Origin of the sequence: Pantoea sp. PNA 03-3, from assembly GCF_003201175.1 — a bacterium.
GTDB lineage: Bacteria > Pseudomonadota > Gammaproteobacteria > Enterobacterales > Enterobacteriaceae > Pantoea > Pantoea stewartii.
Window position 1 is genome coordinate 517,820 of sequence record NZ_QICO01000002.1, and the last position, 20,944, is coordinate 538,763.

Annotated in this window: 22 protein-coding genes; 4 read left to right on the forward strand and 18 right to left on the reverse strand. The window is 57.2% G+C overall.

The features are described 5' to 3' along the window. Positions 1-10 precede the first annotated feature (10 nt). The 5 genes from C7433_RS08825 to C7433_RS08845 are packed head-to-tail and all read right to left on the reverse strand — an operon-like array spanning position 11 to position 3,330. Positions 11-643 (reverse strand): restriction endonuclease, encoded by a 633-nt coding sequence (locus tag C7433_RS08825; RefSeq protein ID WP_110268008.1) that lies wholly within the window; start codon positions 641-643, stop codon positions 11-13. Continuing rightward, a complete protein-coding gene (locus C7433_RS08830) occupies positions 643-1,173 on the reverse strand; it encodes an integrating conjugative element protein (RefSeq protein ID WP_110268009.1) in 531 nt (176 codons plus the stop codon). The genes C7433_RS08825 and C7433_RS08830 overlap by 1 nt, the downstream gene beginning before the upstream one ends. Further along, positions 1,170-1,787 carry a transglycosylase SLT domain-containing protein gene (locus C7433_RS08835; RefSeq protein ID WP_058707886.1) on the reverse strand — a complete coding sequence of 206 codons (618 nt, stop codon included), beginning with the start codon at positions 1,785-1,787 and terminating at the stop codon, positions 1,170-1,172. The genes C7433_RS08830 and C7433_RS08835 overlap by 4 nt, the downstream gene beginning before the upstream one ends. Beyond that, positions 1,766-2,479 carry a TIGR03759 family integrating conjugative element protein gene (locus tag C7433_RS08840; RefSeq protein ID WP_110268010.1) on the reverse strand — a complete coding sequence of 238 codons (714 nt, stop codon included), beginning with the start codon at positions 2,477-2,479 and terminating at the stop codon, positions 1,766-1,768. Before C7433_RS08840 ends, C7433_RS08835 begins: the two co-directional genes overlap by 22 nt. 11 nt (positions 2,480-2,490) lie before the next feature. Next, entirely contained in the window at positions 2,491-3,330 is an 840-nt protein-coding gene (locus tag C7433_RS08845; protein ID WP_199227851.1) for a plasmid transfer protein, read from the reverse strand. Positions 3,331-3,532: 202 nt separating this feature from the next. On the opposite strand from C7433_RS08845, the gene C7433_RS08850 reads away from it, so the two are divergent. Next, positions 3,533-3,730 carry a hypothetical protein gene (locus C7433_RS08850; RefSeq protein WP_110268011.1) on the forward strand — a complete coding sequence of 66 codons (198 nt, stop codon included), beginning with the start codon at positions 3,533-3,535 and terminating at the stop codon, positions 3,728-3,730. Positions 3,731-3,785: 55 nt separating this feature from the next. Here the strand turns inward: C7433_RS08850 and pilV are convergent, their stop codons facing one another. From pilV to C7433_RS08905, 11 genes are read right to left on the reverse strand one after another with little or no spacing between them, the layout of a single operon-like run. Beyond that, positions 3,786-5,216 carry a shufflon system plasmid conjugative transfer pilus tip adhesin PilV gene (pilV, locus tag C7433_RS08855; protein WP_110268012.1) on the reverse strand — a complete coding sequence of 477 codons (1,431 nt, stop codon included), beginning with the start codon at positions 5,214-5,216 and terminating at the stop codon, positions 3,786-3,788. Positions 5,217-5,221: 5 nt separating this feature from the next. Further along, positions 5,222-5,908 carry a potassium transporter TrkH gene (locus C7433_RS08860; RefSeq protein ID WP_110268013.1) on the reverse strand — a complete coding sequence of 229 codons (687 nt, stop codon included), beginning with the start codon at positions 5,906-5,908 and terminating at the stop codon, positions 5,222-5,224. Further along, on the reverse strand, positions 5,905-6,390 hold the full coding sequence (locus C7433_RS08865) for a lytic transglycosylase domain-containing protein (protein WP_110268014.1): 486 nt from the start codon (positions 6,388-6,390) through the stop codon (positions 5,905-5,907). Before C7433_RS08865 ends, C7433_RS08860 begins: the two co-directional genes overlap by 4 nt. Before the next feature lie 4 nt (positions 6,391-6,394). Then, positions 6,395-6,979 carry a type 4 pilus major pilin gene (locus tag C7433_RS08870; RefSeq protein ID WP_028724175.1) on the reverse strand — a complete coding sequence of 195 codons (585 nt, stop codon included), beginning with the start codon at positions 6,977-6,979 and terminating at the stop codon, positions 6,395-6,397. A gap of 9 nt (positions 6,980-6,988) precedes the next feature. Then, positions 6,989-8,104: a type II secretion system F family protein gene (locus C7433_RS08875; RefSeq protein ID WP_110268015.1), complete on the reverse strand. Its 1,116-nt coding sequence runs from the start codon at positions 8,102-8,104 to the stop codon at positions 6,989-6,991. Next, positions 8,094-9,656, reverse strand: coding sequence for a GspE/PulE family protein (locus tag C7433_RS08880; RefSeq protein ID WP_110268016.1), 1,563 nt, complete (start codon positions 9,654-9,656; stop codon positions 8,094-8,096). The genes C7433_RS08875 and C7433_RS08880 overlap by 11 nt, the downstream gene beginning before the upstream one ends. A gap of 7 nt (positions 9,657-9,663) precedes the next feature. Then, positions 9,664-10,167 carry a type IV pilus biogenesis protein PilP gene (pilP, locus tag C7433_RS08885; protein WP_110268017.1) on the reverse strand — a complete coding sequence of 168 codons (504 nt, stop codon included), beginning with the start codon at positions 10,165-10,167 and terminating at the stop codon, positions 9,664-9,666. Then, complete coding sequence (pilO2, locus tag C7433_RS08890) at positions 10,154-11,443, reverse strand: type 4b pilus protein PilO2 (protein ID WP_110268018.1); 1,290 nt, start codon at positions 11,441-11,443, stop codon at positions 10,154-10,156. The genes pilP and pilO2 overlap by 14 nt, the downstream gene beginning before the upstream one ends. Before the next feature lie 2 nt (positions 11,444-11,445). Further along, positions 11,446-13,119, reverse strand: coding sequence for a PilN family type IVB pilus formation outer membrane protein (locus C7433_RS08895; protein WP_110268019.1), 1,674 nt, complete (start codon positions 13,117-13,119; stop codon positions 11,446-11,448). 10 nt (positions 13,120-13,129) lie between these two features. Next, positions 13,130-13,573 carry a type IV pilus biogenesis protein PilM gene (gene pilM / locus C7433_RS08900; RefSeq protein WP_110268020.1) on the reverse strand — a complete coding sequence of 148 codons (444 nt, stop codon included), beginning with the start codon at positions 13,571-13,573 and terminating at the stop codon, positions 13,130-13,132. A gap of 1 nt (position 13,574) precedes the next feature. Next, a complete protein-coding gene (locus C7433_RS08905) occupies positions 13,575-14,870 on the reverse strand; it encodes a TcpQ domain-containing protein (RefSeq protein ID WP_110268021.1) in 1,296 nt (431 codons plus the stop codon). 563 nt (positions 14,871-15,433) lie between these two features. On the opposite strand from C7433_RS08905, the gene C7433_RS08910 reads away from it, so the two are divergent. Next, the gene (locus C7433_RS08910) at positions 15,434-15,709 is read left to right on the forward strand and encodes a hypothetical protein (RefSeq protein ID WP_110268022.1); all 276 of its coding nucleotides are present in this window, start codon (positions 15,434-15,436) and stop codon (positions 15,707-15,709) included. 702 nt (positions 15,710-16,411) lie between these two features. On the opposite strand, the gene C7433_RS08920 is transcribed toward C7433_RS08910, so the two are convergent. Beyond that, the gene (locus C7433_RS08920; RefSeq protein WP_110268024.1) at positions 16,412-17,956 is read right to left on the reverse strand and encodes a methyl-accepting chemotaxis protein; all 1,545 of its coding nucleotides are present in this window, start codon (positions 17,954-17,956) and stop codon (positions 16,412-16,414) included. A 216-nt stretch (positions 17,957-18,172) separates the two neighbouring features. Here C7433_RS08920 and C7433_RS08925 point away from each other — a divergent pair, with 216 nt between their 5' ends. Together C7433_RS08925 and iraP are read left to right on the forward strand one after the other, a co-directional pair. Further along, positions 18,173-18,667, forward strand: coding sequence for a MarR family winged helix-turn-helix transcriptional regulator (locus C7433_RS08925; RefSeq protein WP_110268101.1), 495 nt, complete (start codon positions 18,173-18,175; stop codon positions 18,665-18,667). 189 nt (positions 18,668-18,856) lie between these two features. Continuing rightward, positions 18,857-19,207: an anti-adapter protein IraP gene (iraP, locus tag C7433_RS08930; protein WP_110268025.1), complete on the forward strand. Its 351-nt coding sequence runs from the start codon at positions 18,857-18,859 to the stop codon at positions 19,205-19,207. 55 nt (positions 19,208-19,262) lie between these two features. On the opposite strand, the gene C7433_RS08935 is transcribed toward iraP, so the two are convergent. Continuing rightward, positions 19,263-20,924, reverse strand: a complete 1,662-nt coding sequence (locus C7433_RS08935) for a methyl-accepting chemotaxis protein (protein ID WP_110268026.1) — start codon at positions 20,922-20,924, stop codon at positions 19,263-19,265. Positions 20,925-20,944 lie beyond the last annotated feature (20 nt).

Here is a 20,944-nt window from a genome sequence, read left to right on the forward strand (position 1 = left end):
ACAGACTACCTCAATGGCGGGATGAAGGGGCGCTGAAACCGGACTGCAGCTTCAGGTGATGGACATTGTCCGGGAAATCCAGCCAGCGCCGGTCGCCGGCAAGCAGCTGAAGAAGACGCTGACCGCTGATGAGCGTGACATCCGGACAACATCTGAAGGCTTCACGACTGACTTCACCCGTGCGCCCGGTATGGATGAAGAGCCCACCGCACGCTTCCTTACGGACCAGCTCTCCGAATGCAACAACGTGCTGTGCGTTGATAGTGGCGCCGTAGCGCTTCGCCTGAATCAGCCAGCGCTGTCCGGCTATCCAGACCTGACCGTCCATACCGCCGTCACCGCTGTAGCTGGCATTACGTTTGATACGAAACCCCTGACGGGACAGCGCCGTGAGCAACATCTCCTCAAATACATAGGGATTCATTTTGCGCAGCCACACCATCCTGGCAGCATCATCGTACAGCTGCGGCAGGCGCGCTAATGCAGACGCTGCACGCTTCTGATACTGCCCGTGACGACGCTGGCTCGCGTTTCTGAAACATAAAGGGAAGGAAAGGCAGACAAAACCCAGTGCAAAAATAACTACAGCTGCTGTCTGATAAGGGTGAGTAAGTAGCAGCTCCACAATAACAGTAACGGGCATCACTGTGACAGCCCCTTATCAGTAATAAGCACGGGGTAATGGACGATGTGCAGGCGACGGGCAAGATCACCGCCGCTCACCGGCACCATTTCAGTGGACGGCGCCAGCGCACGAAGCGCGCTCAGCGCAGCCGCGTCCTTCACGCTCACGACCATGCCTGTAGCACTCATCTGACTGAGCGCTGCCGCATGCTGTGAAAGCCACTGTTTTGACAGGTTGTCGTCGCCCACCACAAACACCGGCGGCATGCCTGAAAGCTCAAGAGGCTGAGGTGACACAGGGCCCGGGCTCATTTCCGGCGTGCTGACGGGCAGCATGTCGGAAATGGACAGCGATTCAGGCGGCGCAGCCGGCACAGAGGGTGCACCGGCAACAGCATCTTTGTCAGCGTTAATGGCATCAAAGTACGGCGCTGTGGACTCACCGCCCAGGTCACCGACCACAACCAGCGCCGCGCTGGCCCCCGTGACGACGGAGAGCAGGCACGCGCTGAACAGAGCATTCCGGATAAAGCAGTTGCGTTTCATCATTTCGGTTCGATCCAGGTAAGGGTGTTACTGGCGAGCTCGACCGGCGTGACAGACTGTGCACCGGATGACACCGGGGCAATCTGGCCAAGCTTGCGGCGAACGATGGCGATGTAGGTCTGCGCCTCTTTACCGCCGGCCGGATGGTGATAACAGCCAGCCGCGTTTAACCAGCTGCCGGGGCGTGCTTCGTAACAGGCGCGAAGTATGCGGGCGGCGGCACGAAGGTTGAGATAAGGGTCAAAGGCGTCGCGGTAGGTCGGAAAAAAATGCCCGTTCCAGCCCAGGTTAACCTGAGCCACGCCGACATCGATATTCTTCAGTGGCCAGCGCTGCATGAACCCCAGCAGCGCGGTGAAGGCCGCTTCACGCGTTTCATAGTGATAACCCCGGCCGGCTACGTTGATGGTCCACGGCCAGGGTTTTGCACCCCATGCGGTTTTGCGGGTGCTCTCTGCCATGGCCAGTGAATAAAGCGACTCCGCCGGCACCCGCTCTGCTGCCGCTATCTGCCGGTAGGCATCCGGAATGACCTGGCGGCTGTCAGTCGCACTGCAGGCGCAGCTGACAAGGCAGACCACTACGGCCGCCTTTTTCAGTACGCCGCGACCTGCCATCCGGTCTCCCCCTGCTGCAGAATGACCGGCATCTGCCCCATGCCGTACCTGAACCACAGGCCATTGTCGTGATTCAGCGTTATCTGCCGGCTGCGGACTTTTTCCACCGGAATGTTGTGCTTAACGGCCCAGGCACGCAGGCCGTCATCGCTGTCGATGCCGACCAGATACAGATCGACAGGGCGGTTGTCAGCCAGAACGGCGGCCAGACGCGCATCACAGCGTGAGCAGTTCTCCTTCAGGAACAGCGCCAGGCGCCCCTGCGTGTCGTGCGCAATGCCGGCCGCGTTGGCGCCCATGTTTACCGCCAGCGTTTCCGGATAGAGGCGAAGCCAGGCGGCGTTGACTTCCCGCTGGAAAGCCAGCTCCTTCTCGGTTCGCTGATATTCGTGTTTGACCCATAACTCAGCCAGCCGGCGACGTTCCGCGCTGTTATCGGTTTCCACACCGAGCGCCGTGAGCGGGTCCAGCCCCGGTGACATGATCCCGCGCTCGCCTTTCATCAGGGTCTGATAACGACTCCAGTCACTGGCAGAAAGGCCCCACTGCTGGGCCTGCTGCTGTGTATTCTGCTGTGATGAACTGTTTTCCTGAATTGGCGCAACAGTGCTGTGCATTTCATAATTCGGCGGCAAAGCGGCCAGCGCCCATAAAGGCAGTAATATGAGTGTTACAGTCAGTGTTTTTTTCATGATTTGTCCTTTTACTGAACCTGAAGACGAACGGCACTGCCGTTAACGCTGAACAGCGCCGCGTTGCCCTCGAGCGCACGCAGGGTCCAGCCCATAAAGCCGTCCCCGGGTGAGAGCAGGCGCATTGAGGAAATCACGGTGACGCCACGGGGAATGACGACGGCGAAGGTCTGCCCGCCGCGACGTTCGATGCCGGTCAGCTCAAACGGTGCAGCCAGCATCACCGCGTGCCGGACTGACCGTTTAGCCTTTTTTGGCGAGGTAACCGCCCTCTGAGACGGCTGCGGCTTAGCCTTTTCCGGCTCAGGGGCTTTTGGCGTGGCCACCGCCTGCTGTTTCAGCGTCTCGATGGCTGAGGCCGACGTCTGAACCTCCTGACGAAGCTGTCCTAACTGTTGCTGCAGTTGTTCAACAGACTGCTGATCGGAAAGGCTGGCATCGCTGAGCTGATTCACACGGGTGCTGAGTTTGAGCTGTTCAGTCGACAGCGAGGTGACTTTGTCCTGCACCGGCGCAAGCGCTGACAGCTGTTTTTCCAGCGTTTTCAGCTTTTCCTGCATGATGGTAACGTTCGAAGACAGCTGGCCAATCTCGCCGCTGCGGAAAGCGGCATCCAGGGTGTTAACTCGGATAGTCAGGTTCGACACGCGTACAAGCAGGACCGCAGAAGCCGTCAGGGTGCCGAGAAGAGCGATAACCACAAAGGCCGCACCACCCTGACGCAACAGTCGCCGTATGTCGGGCGGCCGTTTTTCAGGGGCTGGCGAAGAAACAACGGGCTCATCTGTTGTGATGCTGGCCCCCGAAACGGGCGCAACCAGTTCATCAGGTGAGGCATGGGAAAGTGACATCGGTGAATTCCTTATGGCTGCACAGCAGAACGGCCATAAGGTGCAAAATTAACGCAGCACTGGCGATGATTAACTCATCAGCCGCTTTCAAAGATTTATGAATCCGTTACAGGCTCCTCGGCAGCTTTAAATCTGACTGACGCAGCTTTACGGAATTTTTTGCAGGATAGCTCCGGTTGTTCAACAGCGAGGAGGAAAGCACATGAAAGCGGGATTCCGTTTTGCAGCTCTGTGTATGTTCGTCACCTTTACCGCAATGGCCAGAGACATTCCCCATGTCAAACCGCTGCCCTGGCACCGCAGCGGCTATACCGGCCATTCGGGTATAGCCGATACGGCTGAAACACCCGACGAACACATCCGAGAAAAGCAACCCCGGGTATCCCGGTCAGCAGTATGAAACTCAGACCGCCAGAGGGCGGTCTTTTATTGCACGCCCGTTCTGTATAAAGACATCACTGGTAAATGAAGCCGTTGAAGGCGCCCGGTGAACACCCGTATTCGGGCAGGGGATTGGAAACGATGCTGTAGCTCGTATTTGCCGGCACCTGAAAGCTGATAAATCCCGCCTTTGCCCAGCCCGTATTGTTGTCGTGCGCCTGCGCCACAAACTTTCCTCCCGCGTAACCGACAAGGTCATAAGTGTTAGAGCAGTCACCATCGCCAATTTGTCTGTGGACAGTTGACGCGCCGCCCGTAGCATAAACGGTAATGGTATAAGGCTGACCGTTATAACCATTATACTGCCCCGTGATGTATCCCAGGTCACCGTACTGACCGCTTGATTTCATCCCCACCCATTTACCATCTTTGCAGGAGAGTATCCCGCCACTCCAGTCGCGGCTGACCAGACCGTTTGGCCCGCAATCCGCACCGGGATTGTTTACCCCGTCAAGCTGAAGGACATCTCCCGTGGAGAGCCGGCCGTTTGATCTGACCGTTCCGCCCTGTAGCTGGCCGCCGGTGTAAATGCTCTTGTCGTTGACGGCGCGAACCCAGTCGTTATCCGACATGTAAAAACCGCCGCCGTGCGCTTCATCCAGCCAGCCTTTACCGTCGCGGGTGATGAGCCAGCCACTGTTACTGCGAATATCGCCGTTCGCCGTGATGTTGCTGCCGGCAGACATGTTGCCGCGTGCGTTAACGTCCTGACCCGTTACGGTGCCGTTCGCCGTGACATTGCTGCTGAAATTGCCGTTTGCCGCGTTCACATTGCCCGTATTGTTCAGGTCATTTCCGCCCATATCGATACTGGTATGCATGGTGTTGAGGTCCGGTTTGCCGTTTACCGCAAACCGGTATAACCGATCGCTTTTGGCACGGGATGCGCCCAGGTCGTCCGTAGTCAGAAGGGCCGCAATATGGCCGGGCGTGGTGCTGGCGTTAAACGTCTGAAGAGGTGCCGACCAGCCGCCCCGGGCACCGGTGACGGTGCCCGCTGTATCGATGTAGCCGCCCATCCCCGCGTTAATACTGACGGCAATCTGATCCATGGCCATAAAGGGCAGCGGATTCCCGTTCTGCGTGTAAACCAGCGCCTGCAGCTGGTTATTCTGGGACGGATTACGCACCACCGTGGCCAGATACTGCTGACCATAATCGTTGTTTTCGGTGAATCCCGGCTCCAGAAAACCCGTATTTTTCAGCATGGCCGGCGTCACCGTAACGGGCGCGGTCGACAACAGCGTATCGTAGTAACGACCCGTGTAGCTTTTCACGGCCTGCGTGAACCGGGATGTCTGGGTGGCGCTCCTGAGCCAGTTTTGTCTCTCATTCCAGTCGCGTACCAGCGAACCGCCCCAGACGGACATATAAAGCAAAACCATGAGTGCAATCCCGGTGCTGACTATGGCCCAGCCACGATCATGAGATTTTTGAGCAGGCATGTTATTCACCAGATCACAATGGGTTGATAGAGCTGAATCAGGGTCACTGTCACGGCGCCCGCTGACAGCCATGGCCCCAGCGGACCGCCTTCGCCCGTATGGCGTTTCGGCGCCTGCCAGAGTGTAAACATGACAACGCCTGTTCCGATCGCCCAGCAGCCGTCCGAAAAGCCGAGCCAGGCTGTGACTGCGCCAGCCAGCCACACGTCGCCCAGCGCCGGGTTTTCTCTGCCGTCGCGCAGAATACTGAACTGCCGTAAGGCACCGACCATGACGAGAACCACCAGGCAGGCAGCTGTGTGACCCGCCAGGACAGACAACGCGGCGCCTGAACCTTCACTGACGGGCTTCCAGAGTGAAGCCGCCAGACCAGCCAGCAGACAACTTACGGTCATGTGTCGCGGCAGCAACCCCGTCAGGGCATCGGTCAGCGTCAGCCTGAAAAGAAACAGGATGAAAAAAAACGCCGGCAGTCGCTGCGAAAGCGGAGAGAGCATGACCACCGTGGCGGCAGCAGCAAACAGCCAGCTGACAGCAGTGGCGGTGAACTCCTGTTCCCCCCGGTTACGGGGAAGGTAATACAGGCCGATGCTTTTACGGACGTGTGTGGCGATAAAGCTCAGCAATAAAAGAAACACAGGAAACAGCGCGGCAGTAAACTGCCAGGGCATACTCAGGGTCAGCATTGTCACAGTTTTATTCCCCGCTCTTTTAAAAGCAGTTTTTTATAAATGGCATAAACGCGGTTAGCGTAGGACTCGCGGGTTTCGTGCCGGTCTTTTCGAAATCCGGCGTTGTACGACCCCAGGCAGTTCCAGCTGATGCCACAGACCTGAAAATGCGAGGCCAGTATCCAGGTGCCTATCTGTACGTTGAGGCAGGGTTTCGTCAGCAGATCCTGCGGGCTGCTGATAAAGCCCTGCGCCACAAGCGACGGAATATGCGAAGAGTTCACCTGCATCAGTCCGTAATCCGTGCTGACAGCCCGCCCGGTTTTCGGGTCGTGATTGATGTGGGTCACGCCCGGACGGAGGCTGCTCTCACCCGTCGCGATCGCCTTAATCAGAAGCGGATCGATATGGTATTTAGCGCCCGCTGCGTCAAAGCAGAATGCCTGAACGCGGGCACAAAACAGCGTCATAAACATCATCACAACCAGCACCGGGCGGGACATCACATCAGCCGTTATGGGTCACGACAATCGTGTTGTTACCGGTGCGACCGCTGTCTGCCGTGCAGGCCTGTGCGATTGCCTCAGAGCTGGCACCATTACTGAGATCCGTGCTGTTGATGGTCAGCGTGTTGGAGGTGCCGGATGAGTTCATAGCGGTTGCAACATCAATACAGGCTGACTGCGGGAGGCTCTGGGTTGTTACTGAAAACGCATTGTTGTAGCCATTGACCGCAACCGGGGCGATGACGACCTGACCACCGTAACTGTTTGTCAGGGTGGCAGTACCAGACGATGGCGTGCCGTGAACGGTATAACCGGACGGTGCGCCATCTCTCTGAATAAGAATGCCTGTCATGGAGGCACCGCTGGAATAATCGTATCCGTTACGTCCTTTAAGGGCCACGCCGTTGCTCAGCATGGTTTGCAGGCTGGTGACCTCAACGGCGGTGTCTTTTCTGTGCATAAGTTTCCAGCCGGCTACGACCACAATGGCAAGAACGAGGAGAGTCCCCATTACGATATAACCCTGTTCACCGAACCCCCAGCCCCGGTCCGGGTGAACTTTTACGGTATTGTTTGAAACAGACATGGCATGTCCTCAGCGAAGGTTGAATGAGCCTGTATCCTGAAGTTGCATAATCATCAGAATGATGAGTGCAAAGAACCCCAGAATCATGAGCATGGATAAAAATTTGATGGTGTTGGCCCTGCGGGCGACACGTTTCAGTGTCTGTTCAAGCCAGCGGTCGGCATAGTTGCTGATCATTTCGGCCGAACCCTTGCCGTCATCAAGCAGTGACAGGTAGTTAACAGCTTCACGACTCGGGAAGTCATAGCCGCACTCACGCAGCGCCATGCCGAGAGAATTCCCCTCGCTCATGGCGTCCATGGCGGCCTCAATGCGCTCCTGCAGCCAGGGGTGAGCAAAACCGTTGAGAAGCTCCAGTGCCTCAAGCTCAGGTACGCCGGCACCCAGAAGCGCACCGGTATTCATCATAAACACCGCACCCTGCAGGTCCTTGTATAAAGACCAGGGCAGAAAGTTATCGGCGATGCGGCGCAGGCTGCCGCGCCACCGGGGAAGGGACCACAGGCTGGCCACAAGCAAAGCGGCAGTGGAAAATGCCGCTGCAGGTCCCCACTGGGCCGTCCAGTCCGAAAGGTCTTTCATAAAGCCGAGAGCCCCCGTCCAGCCTGCCGGGTCGCTAATGTTACCCAGCATCGGAACAAGCGCGAGGTTATTGACACCCAGCAGACTGCCACCCAGTACAACCAGTACCAGCGGATAGACAGAAGCAAAAACCACCTGGTTAAGGATGCGCTGGCGGGCTCTGATGAGTTTGTCTGCCTGTACCAGGGAGACAGGAATTCGCCCTGTCCGCATTCCCGCACTGATGAGCGCGGCTTCTTCGTAAGGCACCCATATAGCTAGCACGTCGCTGAGCGTCCGCCCCGGCGTGTTATCTCTTAGCCCTTCAAGGCAGTCTTCGGTCAGTTCCCGATAGGGATGCCATTTCTCACCAAAACTGGTGTGCACATCGCCAATCATTTTCAGGGAAATTTCCAGAGGCTTTTTGTTTTCCAGCAGAAAACGCATGTTCTCGTAAAACATCTGACGGTGTGCGCCGGTAAAGGTCAGTCTCACCGCGTGATAACGGCATCGTTCAAAAAGGGACATGTCCCGCTCTGTCCTGAAACGCAGATTACGCGACATGAGATGCCTCGCTGTGAAGGTGTTCGTCTTCATCGAGGGGGCAAATCAGGTCAGCTTCCAGCGGATCGACCCTGCCTTCGGAAAGGTAGCGCATCAGGTGCATCAGGCGTGAGATACCGCCCCGTTTGATCCAGTCCAGACGCGCGGCATCAGGCCCGTCTGACAGCCAGATTCTCATCATTCGGGCATCAGTGCGCATGACCTCTGCCACTGCGGCACGCCCTGTAACACCTTTACTGACTATCCGGCCATTGAACGGAACGACCTTTCTGCAGCATTCACAACCTTCAGGGTTTCGGAAGAAAAGCTGCTGTGGCGTGCAGACGCCTTCAACGTTGCAGTATTTCTCCAGTCGCTCACGGGTCTCCGTGTCGAACTCATACAATTTATCGGACCAGGATATTTTGCAGCTATCGCAGAGCAGGGGCACCAGTCGCTGACCTATCAGCCCGACGATGAGGGAATGGTCAGCCAGAAGGCGGCGATCGATGCCGAAGAGCTCCATACGCCGGAGGGCACCGATTGGAGTTTTGGTATGCAGCGTTGAGAAAAAAGGGTGGCCTGTTTCGCAGGCATAAATTGCCGCGAGAATGGAATAGAGGTCACGCATTTCACCCGTTCCCAGCGCATCCGGATCGAGTCGCAGAGAGGAGGCATTGCCGTTATTCCACGCCCGGCTGATGGCTTCGGGACTATTGTCATCCGGCATAACCTGAGTCTGAATGGCGCCGGGCATCAGGCCTTCGGTTGGGTTCTCCAGGGTCAGCAGCAGCTTTTTGCCGCCCGTCAGTTTCATCCACAACTCGCAGAACGAGCGCATGCTGGCACTCTTGCCTGAGCCGGTTGGCCCCGTCAGAAGCACCATACCCGAGGGCAGCCGAAGCAGTTGCATCACAAGCCCGATTTGCTCGGGCAGGAAGCCCAGCTGAGCCAGTGTTGGCATATTTTTGCTGTCATCAGGGATCATACGCATAACGACAAACAGCCCGTCAGGCGTGGCGCGATGCTCGTAACGCGCCCCGTATAATCCGGCCTGACGTGCAAACTTCGCGTCAACACGGCCCGACTGCTCACGCCCCATGTAAAAAGACTGTTCGCGGACATCGCACATCGAGATGTAAACCGTTGAGACGAGGGTAATGCCTTCCTCATCGGTGAGCTCATCAATCACCTCAAGCTCACCGTGGATGCGCATCCTGATAATGGTGAGTTTGCGGTCGGCGCTAATCTCAAAATGAATATCTGAGGAATGAAGCTCATACGCGAGGCTGAAATAACTCAGCACCTTATCCTGGGAGCGGCTGACGTCTTTTTTGTCGAGGTCGTTTTCCGTGACAATCAGCCCCTGGGCAACAGCGCTTTCACGGCGCTGGCTGAGTTCACTGAGCGTAACGAATTCCGTTTTTGCCCCGGCGTGCTGTTTCGCCATATCCACGGCCCAGCGCTGTATGGCCGGGTCCTGACGGCGGTTTTTATCAATCAGCAGTGTGACGCCCTGGGTTGGGTGCTGTTCTGCAAACACAAAGTCAGCAATTTCTTTAGCCGGTTTCATGGTCACCTCAGAATGAAAGTTCGGTGTCGTTACTGAGACGCACAAGCGTTTCGGTCACGGCCGTCACACGTTTTGCCGTGCCGGGGATCTGGTCGCCTTTCACCACCTCGGCGATACCGCCACTCGGTAAAAGCAGGCGGGCGCGGAGCTGGCCGGGCTTACCGTAAATCTCGACCAGCCGGATGCCGGCAGACTTAGGCGCTGCTGAGCTGCTCTCTTTTACCTGTGAGGAGGATGACGGCATCTGGCCCGCCTGCGGGTAAGAGGAGAGCGGCGGAACGACGGCTGACAGCGCTGGCGCAGATGTGACAGGCGCCAGGCTCTCACGCAACTGCTGCTGCAGTCGCGCCGTCTGTACCCTCTGCTCAAGCAGCAGGTTTTGTGCCTGAGCAGATTCCAGCTCGCCCAGGGTGACGTTGGGCGGAAGAGAGCCGCTGTCTGCTGCCTGAGCGCGATGCATCAGCGTCCATGACAGCAGCAGACAGATAACTGCAGGGCTATTTCTGCGCATAAACGCTCCCCTTAATGGTGTAATTGAACTTCGCCTGCTCGTTCATGGTGATGGCCACGCTCGTCAGACGAATCCCCGTCGAATCCAGCCCCTGAAACAGCATCTCGGGCTGCAGGCGGGAGTTGATGATGAAGGTGAATTCCCGCCAGTCCTGCGGTGCTGTTTTCATTTCCTGCCCGGGGGCGAGAACAGGCGGCTTAACCTCGTCAAACTTCACATCAATGTTTCGCCGCTGCAGATGAGAGATAAAGCGCATCAGAAGCGCATCAGTACCGGGCAGCTTTTCGTCTTCAAACTGCGCAGGGCTAACCCTGGCAGGGATAAACACATCCCCGTTTTTGCCGCCTTCCTGGAGGTTGAAAACCGCATCGAGGCCAAACAACTCTTTGACGCGCTTAGCAAAATCGCTCACCGTCGCGCCCGGCGTGGCGGTGTAGCGCAGGCGGATGCCCTTCGGAATGCATTCCGCATCTGAAACGCGCCAGCCGGCAACAGAGGCGTACAGCGGTTCACGCGTCAGCCAGCAGAAGCTGAGCATCACAGGCACCGGCAGCTGATGCGCCCAGGGATGCGGCGCTGAGGCAGGCAGTACAGGTTTTGCCGGCGTCATGGCCATCCTTGCGCGGAACGCGGCTTCATCGGCGGCCAGTCTCGCCCGTTCGCTGAGGGTGTCTTTGGCATACCAGCCGGCATACAGCAATACCATCAGCACCAGTGAAGGGAGTGCGACTTCCGAGGGGCTCAGGCGACGGCGGAGACGGCAGCGTTTGAGCTGAGCGCCTGTGAGGCCTGAGGTAACAGACAGAACATCAGTATCCTCATCAGCTGCTGCAACACAGCGGAATTCACCCGATTCGGAATCGTTAAAATGCAGGAAATTTCTGGCGGCGGACTCTGCATCAGTCCGGGTGCCGGTGAAGTCGCCCATGACCGAGAGGTGCCCGTTGCTTATGGCAAGAAACACCCAACTGTCATGCTCACGGCTCAGCCGGTATATGCCCCAGGCATTGCCGCTTTCTTTGAGCTGAAAGGCCAGAGCCAGTGAATACAGGCCGCTGCGGGTCCGGCCCGGGGAAACATTCCCCACCAGAGCATGCGGACGAGCCCCCTGAATCCGGTAATGCGTGTCCGCTGCCCGTGTGCCGTGGCGAAGCCACTGAATACCGGACTGAGCCTCCTCCCACTCCATGCCGGCCACCCATTCGCGGCGGTTTTTTCTGTCCCTGACCGTTACGCCGGCGCTGAGCAGGCGTGACGCTTTTTTTGAGATTTTCATCGTTATTGCCCCAGTAAAACCGGTGTAACCATGATGACGAGCGTTGAACGGCTCTTCGCGCCGCTCTGACCGCCGCCCAGAAGGAAGTTCTCAGGCGTAAACGTCCCCTGCTTGTTGGAGGAGGCGTTCTGCTGTTCTGAGCCGGTGAGCACCAGCGTCTGCCCCGCGCGCAGGTTGACCTTGCGGGCAAGGCCTTCGGTCGCGGTGTTAGCCACGTCGTTACGGGTATTCCCGTCTTTGCTGATAAAGCTCTGAATGTCCGGCGGCGTGGTGTAGCTGAAGGCGAACTGAAGCTGGATATCGCCATTCTCCTGCACAAAAGGCAGCATGGTAATGAACAGGCCGGTGGTAATGCTTGTTACGGTCTGGCTGGATGTCACCCCCACGTTGGCCACCGCCGTGGAGCTTGAGCTGTTGAGCATCCCTGTATTGTTGGACAGCTGGTAGGCTATTGGCGTCAGGTTGGCCGTCGGGTCAGTCTGGTTCAGCGCCATCGTGACCGTACCCTGCTGCTCAAGCGCCCTGAGCATGAGTTGTGAGCCGGAAAACTTCTCAGCCCCGCCGGTTGCACTGTTCAGGATGGACAGACCAAAACTCCCCGCATTGGCCGGGGCCCCGGTAAAGGTGCTGCCGACGCTCGCACCCAGCCCTGATACCGTTTTGGCAATCAGGCCCCAGTCCAGACCCCGGTCGACGTTTTTGGTCTGGGTGACGCGAACAATCTGCAGTGTCAGCTGTACCTGACGTTTCAGTACTTTATTCTGGTAATCGATATACCGGCCGACCCTGTCCAGCACGTCAGGCGTGTCGGTCACGCTGAGCGTGCCGGTTGCGTCAGACAGCCAGTAGCGGCCGCTTTTTGGCGTCAGTATCTGCTCGACCGTTTTGCGGATATCGTTATAGAGGTCGCTGTTCATGCCGTAGTTGGTTTTCTGATTCGAACTGACGTCGCCTTTGGTGCCGCCTGTTCCGCTCTGGTTGCCCAGCTGAGCACCCGCCCCGGAGGTAATGGACGCGGAGCTGTCGACTTTGGTATTGAGGATGGCGAGCTGAAAGGTGCGCGTGTCCTGAATAAAGAAATCCACACGCCCCGTTGTGCGGCGGACTGAGAGACCCAGCGTACTGGCGGCAATGTTCAGGGCTTCCTGCGCATCGCCCTGAAACCGCGTTCCCTGGAACAGGACGGGTTCAGACGTCGACATGACAGCGGGCTGCGCCTGCATACCCATCTGTGCCAGCGGCACCCGACCGTTGTCGTCCGGTGCCGGAAGGCGGCCGCTCATCTGTGACGTGACAACGCTGCCACCTGCGGACTGCAGAAGTGCTGCTGAAACCTCCGGCGAGATGTAAACCCGGAAGCCACAGAGGGCATTAATGCGGCTGGCTATCTGCGGCAGCGTCAGCCCCTCGGGACTGTTAAAAAACACCGGACAGGGCGGCATTCTGACGTCGTCCGGCGCCGCAATGGCCGACTGAATGGGTTTCAGGTTAACCCAGGGCTTGTCCGCCCACACGACAGCCGGCTGCGTCATATCCAGGCGACTTTGCAGTATCCGCTGTGCCGTATCGCCCTGCGTATTGTTGTCTTTTTCAATGGTGGCCACGTCTCTGACCGAGCACGCAGAAAGCAGCACGGCCATGGCCAGCAGCGTCAGTTTTAGTGGGGTGCGCGACATCCGCTGCTCCTCAGTTAAGGTAAACAATGCTTCCCTCCGTCACGCCGGACGGAAGGGAAAGATTCATGTCTGTGCCGTCGAACATGCGCAGCCGGCCCCCGGCAACGGTCAGCGCCAGCGCAGAGGATGTCGACTGATTACGGAGTGCGGCATAAACACCCGGCGTGTCCGCGACCCAGACCCACAGCCTGCCGTTCTGAATCACGCTCTGAATCCGCTCATCAGGGGGCGGCATCATGCCGGTCGCCGCCGGCGAAACGGGTCCGTCACCCACTGAGCGGCCATGCCGCCAGTCGTTCACCGCATCTGCCGTTCGCAGCATGTCGGTGGCAAGCCGCGAGGGCGCGGCTACGGTCACTGACTGCGTGACAACGTCTGAGTTACGGCGCTGGGCGTCACTGGCCATCAGCCAGAAGAACATGGCCAGCGCGATAACCGGCAGGGCAAAACCCATCTCACCGCCCTCCGGGCGTGGGTGTGTCGCTGACGGACACCAGGCACTGAATGCGGTTTGCTTCGGCAAACAGCGGCTTTTCAGCGTGGCGGTACAGGTCAAACACCTGAACCAGAACCGACTCGAAATTGCCGTGAAACACCAGAGGGGCATCGATGCGGTAATCCAGCGTGACGGGCCAGATCAGGACCCAGTTGCCGCCATTGGCGCAGGGCGCTTTTGCCGCCCAGGCGGTGAGCGCTTCTTTGAGAGTGGTGCCCGGCTCAGCCCGCCAGGTCTGCCCCGTGGCAGGCGGCGTTACCAGCGTACCCGTCGAATAAGTGGGTACGATACGGCTGTCCGCAGCGGGTGCCGGTGTGACAGCCGTGGACGGCTGCTGATGCACGACTGAAGCCGCTTTCGGCGTGGCATTCACTGTAGTCAGGGGGGCAGTTTTGGTTTTGACGGCTGCCGGAGTAATGACGACGTGATTCTGCTGCGCCGTGGTGTGCGCAGCAGCTGCGGTTCCCGCTGAAGCTAAAGGGGCTGGCTTTTGTGAAGAGGCCGTTATATTTCCGGAAGATACTGACGGCTGACTCTGCTGCAGTACCGGCGAGGGAACGCTGAGGCTCTGCGGTTTGAGTCCTGAGGGCGTGACCACATCGCCGGTGAAAGGTTTTCTGGCAAGCCCGGATGCAGGTGTCTGTACTGATACTGCTTTAGTCTGCACAACCGGAGTTGCGTATGGCCTGGGGACCGGGGCGCTGACCGCAGGGCGAATGGCCGGAAGGCTGGCAGCCGGCGCTGAAAAGCTGCGGTACTGGTCGCGGAGCTCGAAGCAGACTTCGCGGTTTACTTCGTCCACCTTCAGACGCCAGGCGGGACCCGCGACAACCTGAAGCGCTTCGCTGAGCTTCAGCGGGCCGATGGTGCGCTGAACGGCGGGCAGCGGACGGCTGAGCAGCTCAGAAAACGCAGCGGTCGTTGCTGAACACAGTGAATAGCCTGACTCCAGCAGCAGATAGCGGAATCCTTCTCCGACCGTGCTGACCAGCTGCGCCGGCATAGTGATATCGACAACCTGATTCAGCGGGTCCAGTTGCGCATCTGCAGGGCGGGTGCTGACAAGGGTATAGCGATCGTAGCGCACCACCTCAGGCGAGCGGTTGCGGTAGATATCATCAAACCGGGCCGGTGTGCGGCTGCGTGAATACACCGACGCGTTATCTGTCGCGGCTGCATTCACACAGCCTGCCAGCATCACAGTGCAGGCAATGATGCCGACACGTTTAGCGGCCTGTCCGGAAGGTACTGCCATCAGGTTCCACCCCAAGAATAGTCTTAATCAGGACTGCTATTCTGGCTGCGGCGTAAAACCGGACAATTCAAAACTCTGACCGGGAAATTAACAAAAAAACCGAGGCTCAGTGATGTTATGAAATGAAGCAAGATTTGCCGCTTACGCTTGCATACCGTCACGAGAAAAACCAGGCTTAGAGTGTTCTCCGCAAAGAACACTCCATCCTTAGCGATGGAGATTCAGCCGCCTACGGGCGGTTTTTTTCCATTTAAATGACTGGACAGGCACTTAGCTCATTACCTCCTGAAGGCAATTCAGATGAAGCCATGGTGTAGGTTTAAGGCCGTATGAGTTGCTATAAATCAGAGAAACGCTGTTTTGCTGATTACCGCCAGGGCATACAGAAGCCTGGGCGACTTAGCGTTTTGATAATTTTACGAATAAAGACAGTGCCATTTAAAGTTATAAGTTTCGGGGATTAGGGTGTAGATTAAAAATCAAACAAAAAGAAATGCCGCTCCAGAGCAATACCGCTTGTCCGCCGAAATGGACTTTTACTGCCAGGAAACAGGAAGGTTTATATGTTCAGAAGTGAAGAAGAAATGATCAACATTGTTATTGGAGAAGCCCTGTTATCACTGCTGGATGATGACGCTGAAGTTTGTAATGAAACGCTCTCGGCTCGGCTGAAACGGATGCTTAAGACCGAGACCTGCGATAAGCGTCGTCAGGCTATAAAGGATGCCATACGAGAGACCGGGGGGTATTTAAACAGTGCCGTAAACGCGGAGTTTAACATCGCCAGAGTAAATCCTGCTAATGGCAAGAACTTCACAGGACAGCTCAGCTCACAATGACAGCGGTCGACCGTTTGCTCGTTTACAGAGCAGGTGATGATTAACATAAGTCAGTTCATCCTGTGCCTCATCATCTTCACAGCCTTTTCACAACTGACCCGCACCGCCCAGTCGCTGGTTTCATGACTGAGGCGGTTTAAAGCGGAAATAATGTCTTCTTGCTTTACGCTGTCTTTTCCGCTGAGCAACTGCCTGGTAACAAAACCTGTCAACTCAAGCGCTTTTTCGTCGGTATCCTCTCTGGAACCCATGAAGCCTCCGTAAAGCGAATAGCCTTACACTATAGCATCCTGAGCGGTCCGGCAGCACCTGCCGGACTGTGTCTGGGATGAAGAGTATGTAGTACGTAAGGCTGGTCAGCTTAAACCAGTATTTTTGTTTTCTCTGGTATTCAATCAGCCTCCTGACCAGTGACGCAGACCAGGAAATTATTCATCATCGCAATCGCCCGGCAAGTGGCAATAAGATCGGCGGGGAGAAGAAAGTCCTCCCGAAGGAGTACCGCCATTACGCCAGGCACTGCCATGCGGGTCTGCACGGGCTCAAAGGCCCGGTTCAGGTGAATCAGGTTACTGGCAAAGGGGGATGCCTAAAGGTAATTCCCCTGAATCAGCTGGCTTACCATGAAGTCCACGCGTTCCTTCAGGGCGCTAGGGCTTTTGTAAATCTGCACGGCTTACTGTTCGTTATAAGTGTCGGGATTCATACCTTAAATGTCTCTACCATGGTGCGCAGGGCGTGGGCCTGCTCAGAGAGCGACTGTGAGGCGGAGGAGGACTCCTCGACCAGCGCAGCGTTGTTCTGCGTCACGCCGTCCATCTGACTGACGGCAATGCTCACCTGCGAGATGCCCTGCATCTGTTCAGAGGACGCCAGGGAAAGCTCGTCCATGGACTCGGCCAGTTCCCCGACCATGCCGACAATTTTCAGGATGCTCTGCCCGGTCGACGAGGCCACCGTGACGCCGCTTTCCACCTGCGTGACGGCCTGCTCAATAAGGACCTTGATATCACGTGCAGCCGTAGCACTGCGCTGCGCCAGCGTTCTGACTTCGCCGGCCACCACGGCAAAACCACGGCCGTCTTCACCTGCGCGGGCGGCCTCGACGGCGGCGTTCAGCGCCAGAATGTTGGTCTGAAAGGCGATGCTCTCAATGACCGAGGTGATGTCGCGCACCTTCGTGGCGCTGACGGAGATGTCGTGCATGGTGTCCGACATTCGCTGTACGTCCGCCTCGCCGTTACGTGCGAGCTGCGCCGTTTCACGTGCAGACCCGGCAGTCTGCTGCGCACCGGCCGCGTTGCTTTTCACCGTCGCGGTGAGCTGTTCCATGCTGGCGGCCGTTTCCTGCAGCGCGGCGGCCTGCTGCTCGGTGCGTGAAGAAAGCTCAGTGTTGCCCTGTGAAATCTCGTCGGCAGCCAGCGCCACAGAGGCAGACGCGTCCTTAATCTGCGACACCAGGCCGCGCAGCCTGGCCTGCATACCATCCAGCGAGGCCAGCAGGCTGGTTGTGTCATTGCGGCGAAGTGCCACCGGGGAGGTCAGGTCACCAGCGGCGATGGTGGCGGCCAGCACCTGCGCCTGCGCCGGCTCTCCGCCCAGCTGGCGCAGCAGGCTACGGCTGACAATCAGACAGCCCGCCACTGCGGTGAGCACGGACAGCAGCACAAGCACAGTCAGCACCGTCTTTGTGCGTGCAACGGTTTCGCCGGTATCGTTAACGGTATCCACGGTCTGCTGCTTCTGAATGTCGGTGAGCTGACTCAGGGCGTTAAGCAGTTTTCGCTGTACCGGACGAACGGTTTTCATCAGGTAGACTGTCGCTTCCTGCTGACGGTTATCCATACCCATTCTTCCTGCCTCCATCAGTGCCTGCAGCGCTTCGTTTTCGGTGGCCAGAATGTCGTCCAGCACATCCTTGCCCTTTGCACTGACGCTGTGGGACATGCTGTCGACCAGCTGCTCGCGCTCGCCGGTGTATTTCTGACGTCCTGTATTAAGCCGCTCCCATTCGGGCTGCATGTCTTTAGGGTCACTCAGCAGAGCAAGGTTGCGTGCGGCAATCGCCATATCACGGATATCACCCCGCATATCCAGCACGAGCGCAAACCGTTTCATTTTGTTGTTCACGGCGTCATTCATGCCGCGCTGCGCCTCAGTCAGGGCATTGAGGGCCGTTCCCGTGCAGATAATCAGAAGCAGAACCAGTAATCCAAAGCCTGTGGCAAGACGTGTTGAAACCTTCATTATTTTTTTTCCGGATGCAGGGAGAGTTACAGGCTCTATCGGCTGCGCGCGCAGCGTTCTCCAGACTCTTTACAAAATAAATTGAGCACAATTTAATTGCCGTCGGTATTATTGCGCGCCATGCCGCCCCGCGGCGCTTCAGGTCATCCGGGTCTGTACGTGATATTCTGTATTTCCGGCGGCCTGTCGGCTGTAAACCACAACGGGAATACCGGCATGAATAACAGCAGTGACGTCAGCGAGAGCAAAAGCACAGATCCACAGAGCCTGGAGCACTTTCTCTGCTTTGCGCTTTACTCAGCCTCACTGGCAATGACAAAGCTTTACCGGCCGCACCTTAAGCCGCTCGGACTGACCTATCCGCAGTATCTGGCCCTGCTGGTGCTGTGGGAAAAAGACGGCATGACGGTGTCAGAGGTAGGGCAGCGCGTGCAGCTTGACTCCGGTACGCTCAGTCACCTGCTGAAGCGCCTTGAACAGGCAGGCTTTATCAGCCGTACGCGTGATACCGCTCATGACGAGCGCAGGGTCATCATCCGTCTCACTGCAGAAGGTCATGCGCTCAGGCTCCGTGCCGCCGCCATTCCGGCGGAAGTGACTGGCGATACGGGCATGTCTTTTGAAGAGCTGTCCGCGGTTCGCGACGGTGTAAATAACGTTCAGGCGAAAATCATTCAGACCCTGCAACGGCACGGGAAAATAAAGAACTGAAGCACCGGCCCTATCCCTGACGGCGAGTCGTGGTGACGGTTCATCACCGGTAAGCCTGAAGAGAGGCATCATGAATGGTGATGCCTGCCCGCACGACACCCTGTTCAGTCCGGACCCGTTTTCAGCGTGAAGGTAATATCCTGACGCGGCAGGAAAGTTAATATTCTTTTTATTCAGGGGGTACAGGTAATGAAAAATGTTGTGCTGAGCATGCTGGCTAAAATTTCGAAAATTGACGCAGGCATGAAACAGCTGACCGCACGCGTTGAGGCACAGTCACTGCTCATCAGCGCGCTTGTTCTGGCGGTGAGTAAAGAGGGAGGTGTGACGCAGATGATTGAGAGCGCAAACAAGGCGATCAATACCGTCATTGACTCTGCCGAATGTGATGAACTGCTCAGGTCAGACGCCGCTATCCTGCTCAGTGAGCTTCAGAATCTGCTGTCCATCTCGCGTGCCGTTGACGGTGCAGATGAGGAAATAAACCATGAGGCGATTGCTGGTCTCAGGGGATTATCAGTATCTCAGGATGAAACGTGATGCGTAAAAGGGGCTGCAGAGCCCCTTTTTAATCATGACATCATTAAGCGCAGCATCAGAAACTCTGCCAGTTATCATCACCGGCACCCGCAACGGCAGGTCCTGTTCGCAGAACTGCATGCGCCTGCACAGGTCGGTTAACCTGACTGCGTACAGGCTGAGTCGCGCCCGTCGGGGCCGTGAGCGTAAAGGTGTTTACCAGCTGGTTAAGCGCGGCAGCCTGCTCCATCAGAGAGCGTGAGGCTGCTGAGGCCTCTTCAACGAGCGCGGCGTTCTGCTGCGTCACGTCATCCATCTGATTGACGGCCTGATGCACCTGTCCTATTCCCTGAGACTGCTCACTGGCCGCCACGGAGATTTCATCCACCAGGTCGGTGACCTGGCGCACGGCATCGTTCATTCTGGACATGTTTTCACCCACACCTTCTGCCTGAGCGGAGCCGGCTTCGACGAAGCCCATTGACGACTCGATGAGCTCCTTGATTTCGCGGGCCGAAGACGACGAGCGCTGTGCAAGATTGCGGACTTCACCGGCCACGACGGCAAAACCACGCCCCTGCTCGCCGGCACGGGCCGCTTCAACGGCCGCGTTCAGGGCCAGAATGTTGGTCTGGAATGCAATCCCTTCAATCAGTGCGATGATGTCAGTAATTTTCGCTGAGCTTCCTCTGATATCGCCCATTGTAGACAGCAGCGTGCGGACACGACTGGCACTGTCTTCTGAGATTTCATGTGCATTCTTCGCCAGCTGGCTGGCCAGGCGGGTGTTTTCAGCGGTCTGGCGAACGGTTTCACTCAGCTCAGACATGCTTGCTGCGGTCTGCTCCAGTGAGGCTGCCTGCTCCTCGGTGCGCGATGAGAGATCTTCGTTACCTGCGGATATCTGTGCCGACGCAGAGCTGACCGACTGGGCTGACGCCTCTACTTTTGACAGCGACAGGGAGACGTTTTCAACCAGATGGTTGAATGCCCGGGCCGTCATGCCGATTTCATCCCGGCGGGACGCGTCAACCCGGAGTGTGAGGTCAAGCTTTTCGCTGGCACTTTCCATCGTTTCACGCATGCCGTTCAGCTGGCGCCGGATGCCAAATATAGTTCTGAGTGTGAAGAAAGCCAGAATGATGATGGCAAGCGCCGAACCGCCTGTCAGACTCCATACTGTCGTTTTATAGGTTCTGTCATTTTCTTTACGCAGGCTTTTGCCGATGTCCACATTGAGCTTCAGCTGCTTCTGATAACCTGCAATCAGCTGGCGCGCGGCCTCGCCAATGCCGTCGCTTCCCTGAAGCGCACCCAGGGCAACCGCATCATTCTGAGCCCGTGAGCCTGCCAGGAACGCCGGAAGCGTGGATTCAATCCGTTTTATAGTGGTGAAGGCCGCTTCCGTAAGCTGGCGGTCCTCTTCATTGGAAATGTCGTTTTTTAGATAGTATTCATTCAGAGAAGTAATGTTGCTGATAACCGTGTTGATTTGCTTCTCAATTTCGGCCTGACGTCGGGGGTCTGTTGCACTCTGGTGACGGTAGAGCCAGATAATCAGGGAGTTGCTTCCGTCGACCATTTTGCCGATGTCCAGCAGTGAGGGAACGGTGTTCTCCTGCACGTACTGAAAGCGCGACTGAAATCCTCCGGCAACGACGACGGCCACGATGACCATCGTGACCAGCGCTGCAGAAAGGAGCGAAAAGGTGAGCAGTAACCGCTGTGTAATCGTCATCTTTATTTCCTGCCATTATA

Coding starts and splice junctions, on each gene's coding strand:
- C7433_RS08830 (WP_110268009.1), bottom strand. CDS start 1,173: ATGATGAAACGCAACTGCTTTATCCGGAATGCTCTGTTCAGCGCGTGC.
- iraP (WP_110268025.1), top strand. CDS start 18,857: ATGAAAAATGTTGTGCTGAGCATGCTGGCTAAAATTTCGAAAATTGAC.
- C7433_RS08920 (WP_110268024.1), bottom strand. CDS start 17,956: ATGAAGGTTTCAACACGTCTTGCCACAGGCTTTGGATTACTGGTTCTG.
- C7433_RS08935 (WP_110268026.1), bottom strand. CDS start 20,924: ATGACGATTACACAGCGGTTACTGCTCACCTTTTCGCTCCTTTCTGCA.
- pilO2 (WP_110268018.1), bottom strand. CDS start 11,443: ATGAAAATCTCAAAAAAAGCGTCACGCCTGCTCAGCGCCGGCGTAACG.
- C7433_RS08850 (WP_110268011.1), top strand. CDS start 3,533: ATGAAAGCGGGATTCCGTTTTGCAGCTCTGTGTATGTTCGTCACCTTT.
- C7433_RS08840 (WP_110268010.1), bottom strand. CDS start 2,479: ATGAAAAAAACACTGACTGTAACACTCATATTACTGCCTTTATGGGCG.
- C7433_RS08880 (WP_110268016.1), bottom strand. CDS start 9,656: ATGAAACCGGCTAAAGAAATTGCTGACTTTGTGTTTGCAGAACAGCAC.
- C7433_RS08825 (WP_110268008.1), bottom strand. CDS start 643: ATGCCCGTTACTGTTATTGTGGAGCTGCTACTTACTCACCCTTATCAG.
- C7433_RS08895 (WP_110268019.1), bottom strand. CDS start 13,119: ATGTCGCGCACCCCACTAAAACTGACGCTGCTGGCCATGGCCGTGCTG.
- pilP (WP_110268017.1), bottom strand. CDS start 10,167: ATGCGCAGAAATAGCCCTGCAGTTATCTGTCTGCTGCTGTCATGGACG.
- C7433_RS08905 (WP_110268021.1), bottom strand. CDS start 14,870: ATGGCAGTACCTTCCGGACAGGCCGCTAAACGTGTCGGCATCATTGCC.
- C7433_RS08910 (WP_110268022.1), top strand. CDS start 15,434: ATGTTCAGAAGTGAAGAAGAAATGATCAACATTGTTATTGGAGAAGCC.
- pilM (WP_110268020.1), bottom strand. CDS start 13,573: ATGGGTTTTGCCCTGCCGGTTATCGCGCTGGCCATGTTCTTCTGGCTG.
- C7433_RS08845 (WP_199227851.1), bottom strand. CDS start 3,330: ATGTCACTTTCCCATGCCTCACCTGATGAACTGGTTGCGCCCGTTTCG.
- C7433_RS08870 (WP_028724175.1), bottom strand. CDS start 6,979: ATGTCTGTTTCAAACAATACCGTAAAAGTTCACCCGGACCGGGGCTGG.
- C7433_RS08835 (WP_058707886.1), bottom strand. CDS start 1,787: ATGGCAGGTCGCGGCGTACTGAAAAAGGCGGCCGTAGTGGTCTGCCTT.
- pilV (WP_110268012.1), bottom strand. CDS start 5,216: ATGCCTGCTCAAAAATCTCATGATCGTGGCTGGGCCATAGTCAGCACC.
- C7433_RS08925 (WP_110268101.1), top strand. CDS start 18,173: ATGAATAACAGCAGTGACGTCAGCGAGAGCAAAAGCACAGATCCACAG.
- C7433_RS08875 (WP_110268015.1), bottom strand. CDS start 8,104: ATGTCGCGTAATCTGCGTTTCAGGACAGAGCGGGACATGTCCCTTTTT.
- C7433_RS08865 (WP_110268014.1), bottom strand. CDS start 6,390: ATGTCCCGCCCGGTGCTGGTTGTGATGATGTTTATGACGCTGTTTTGT.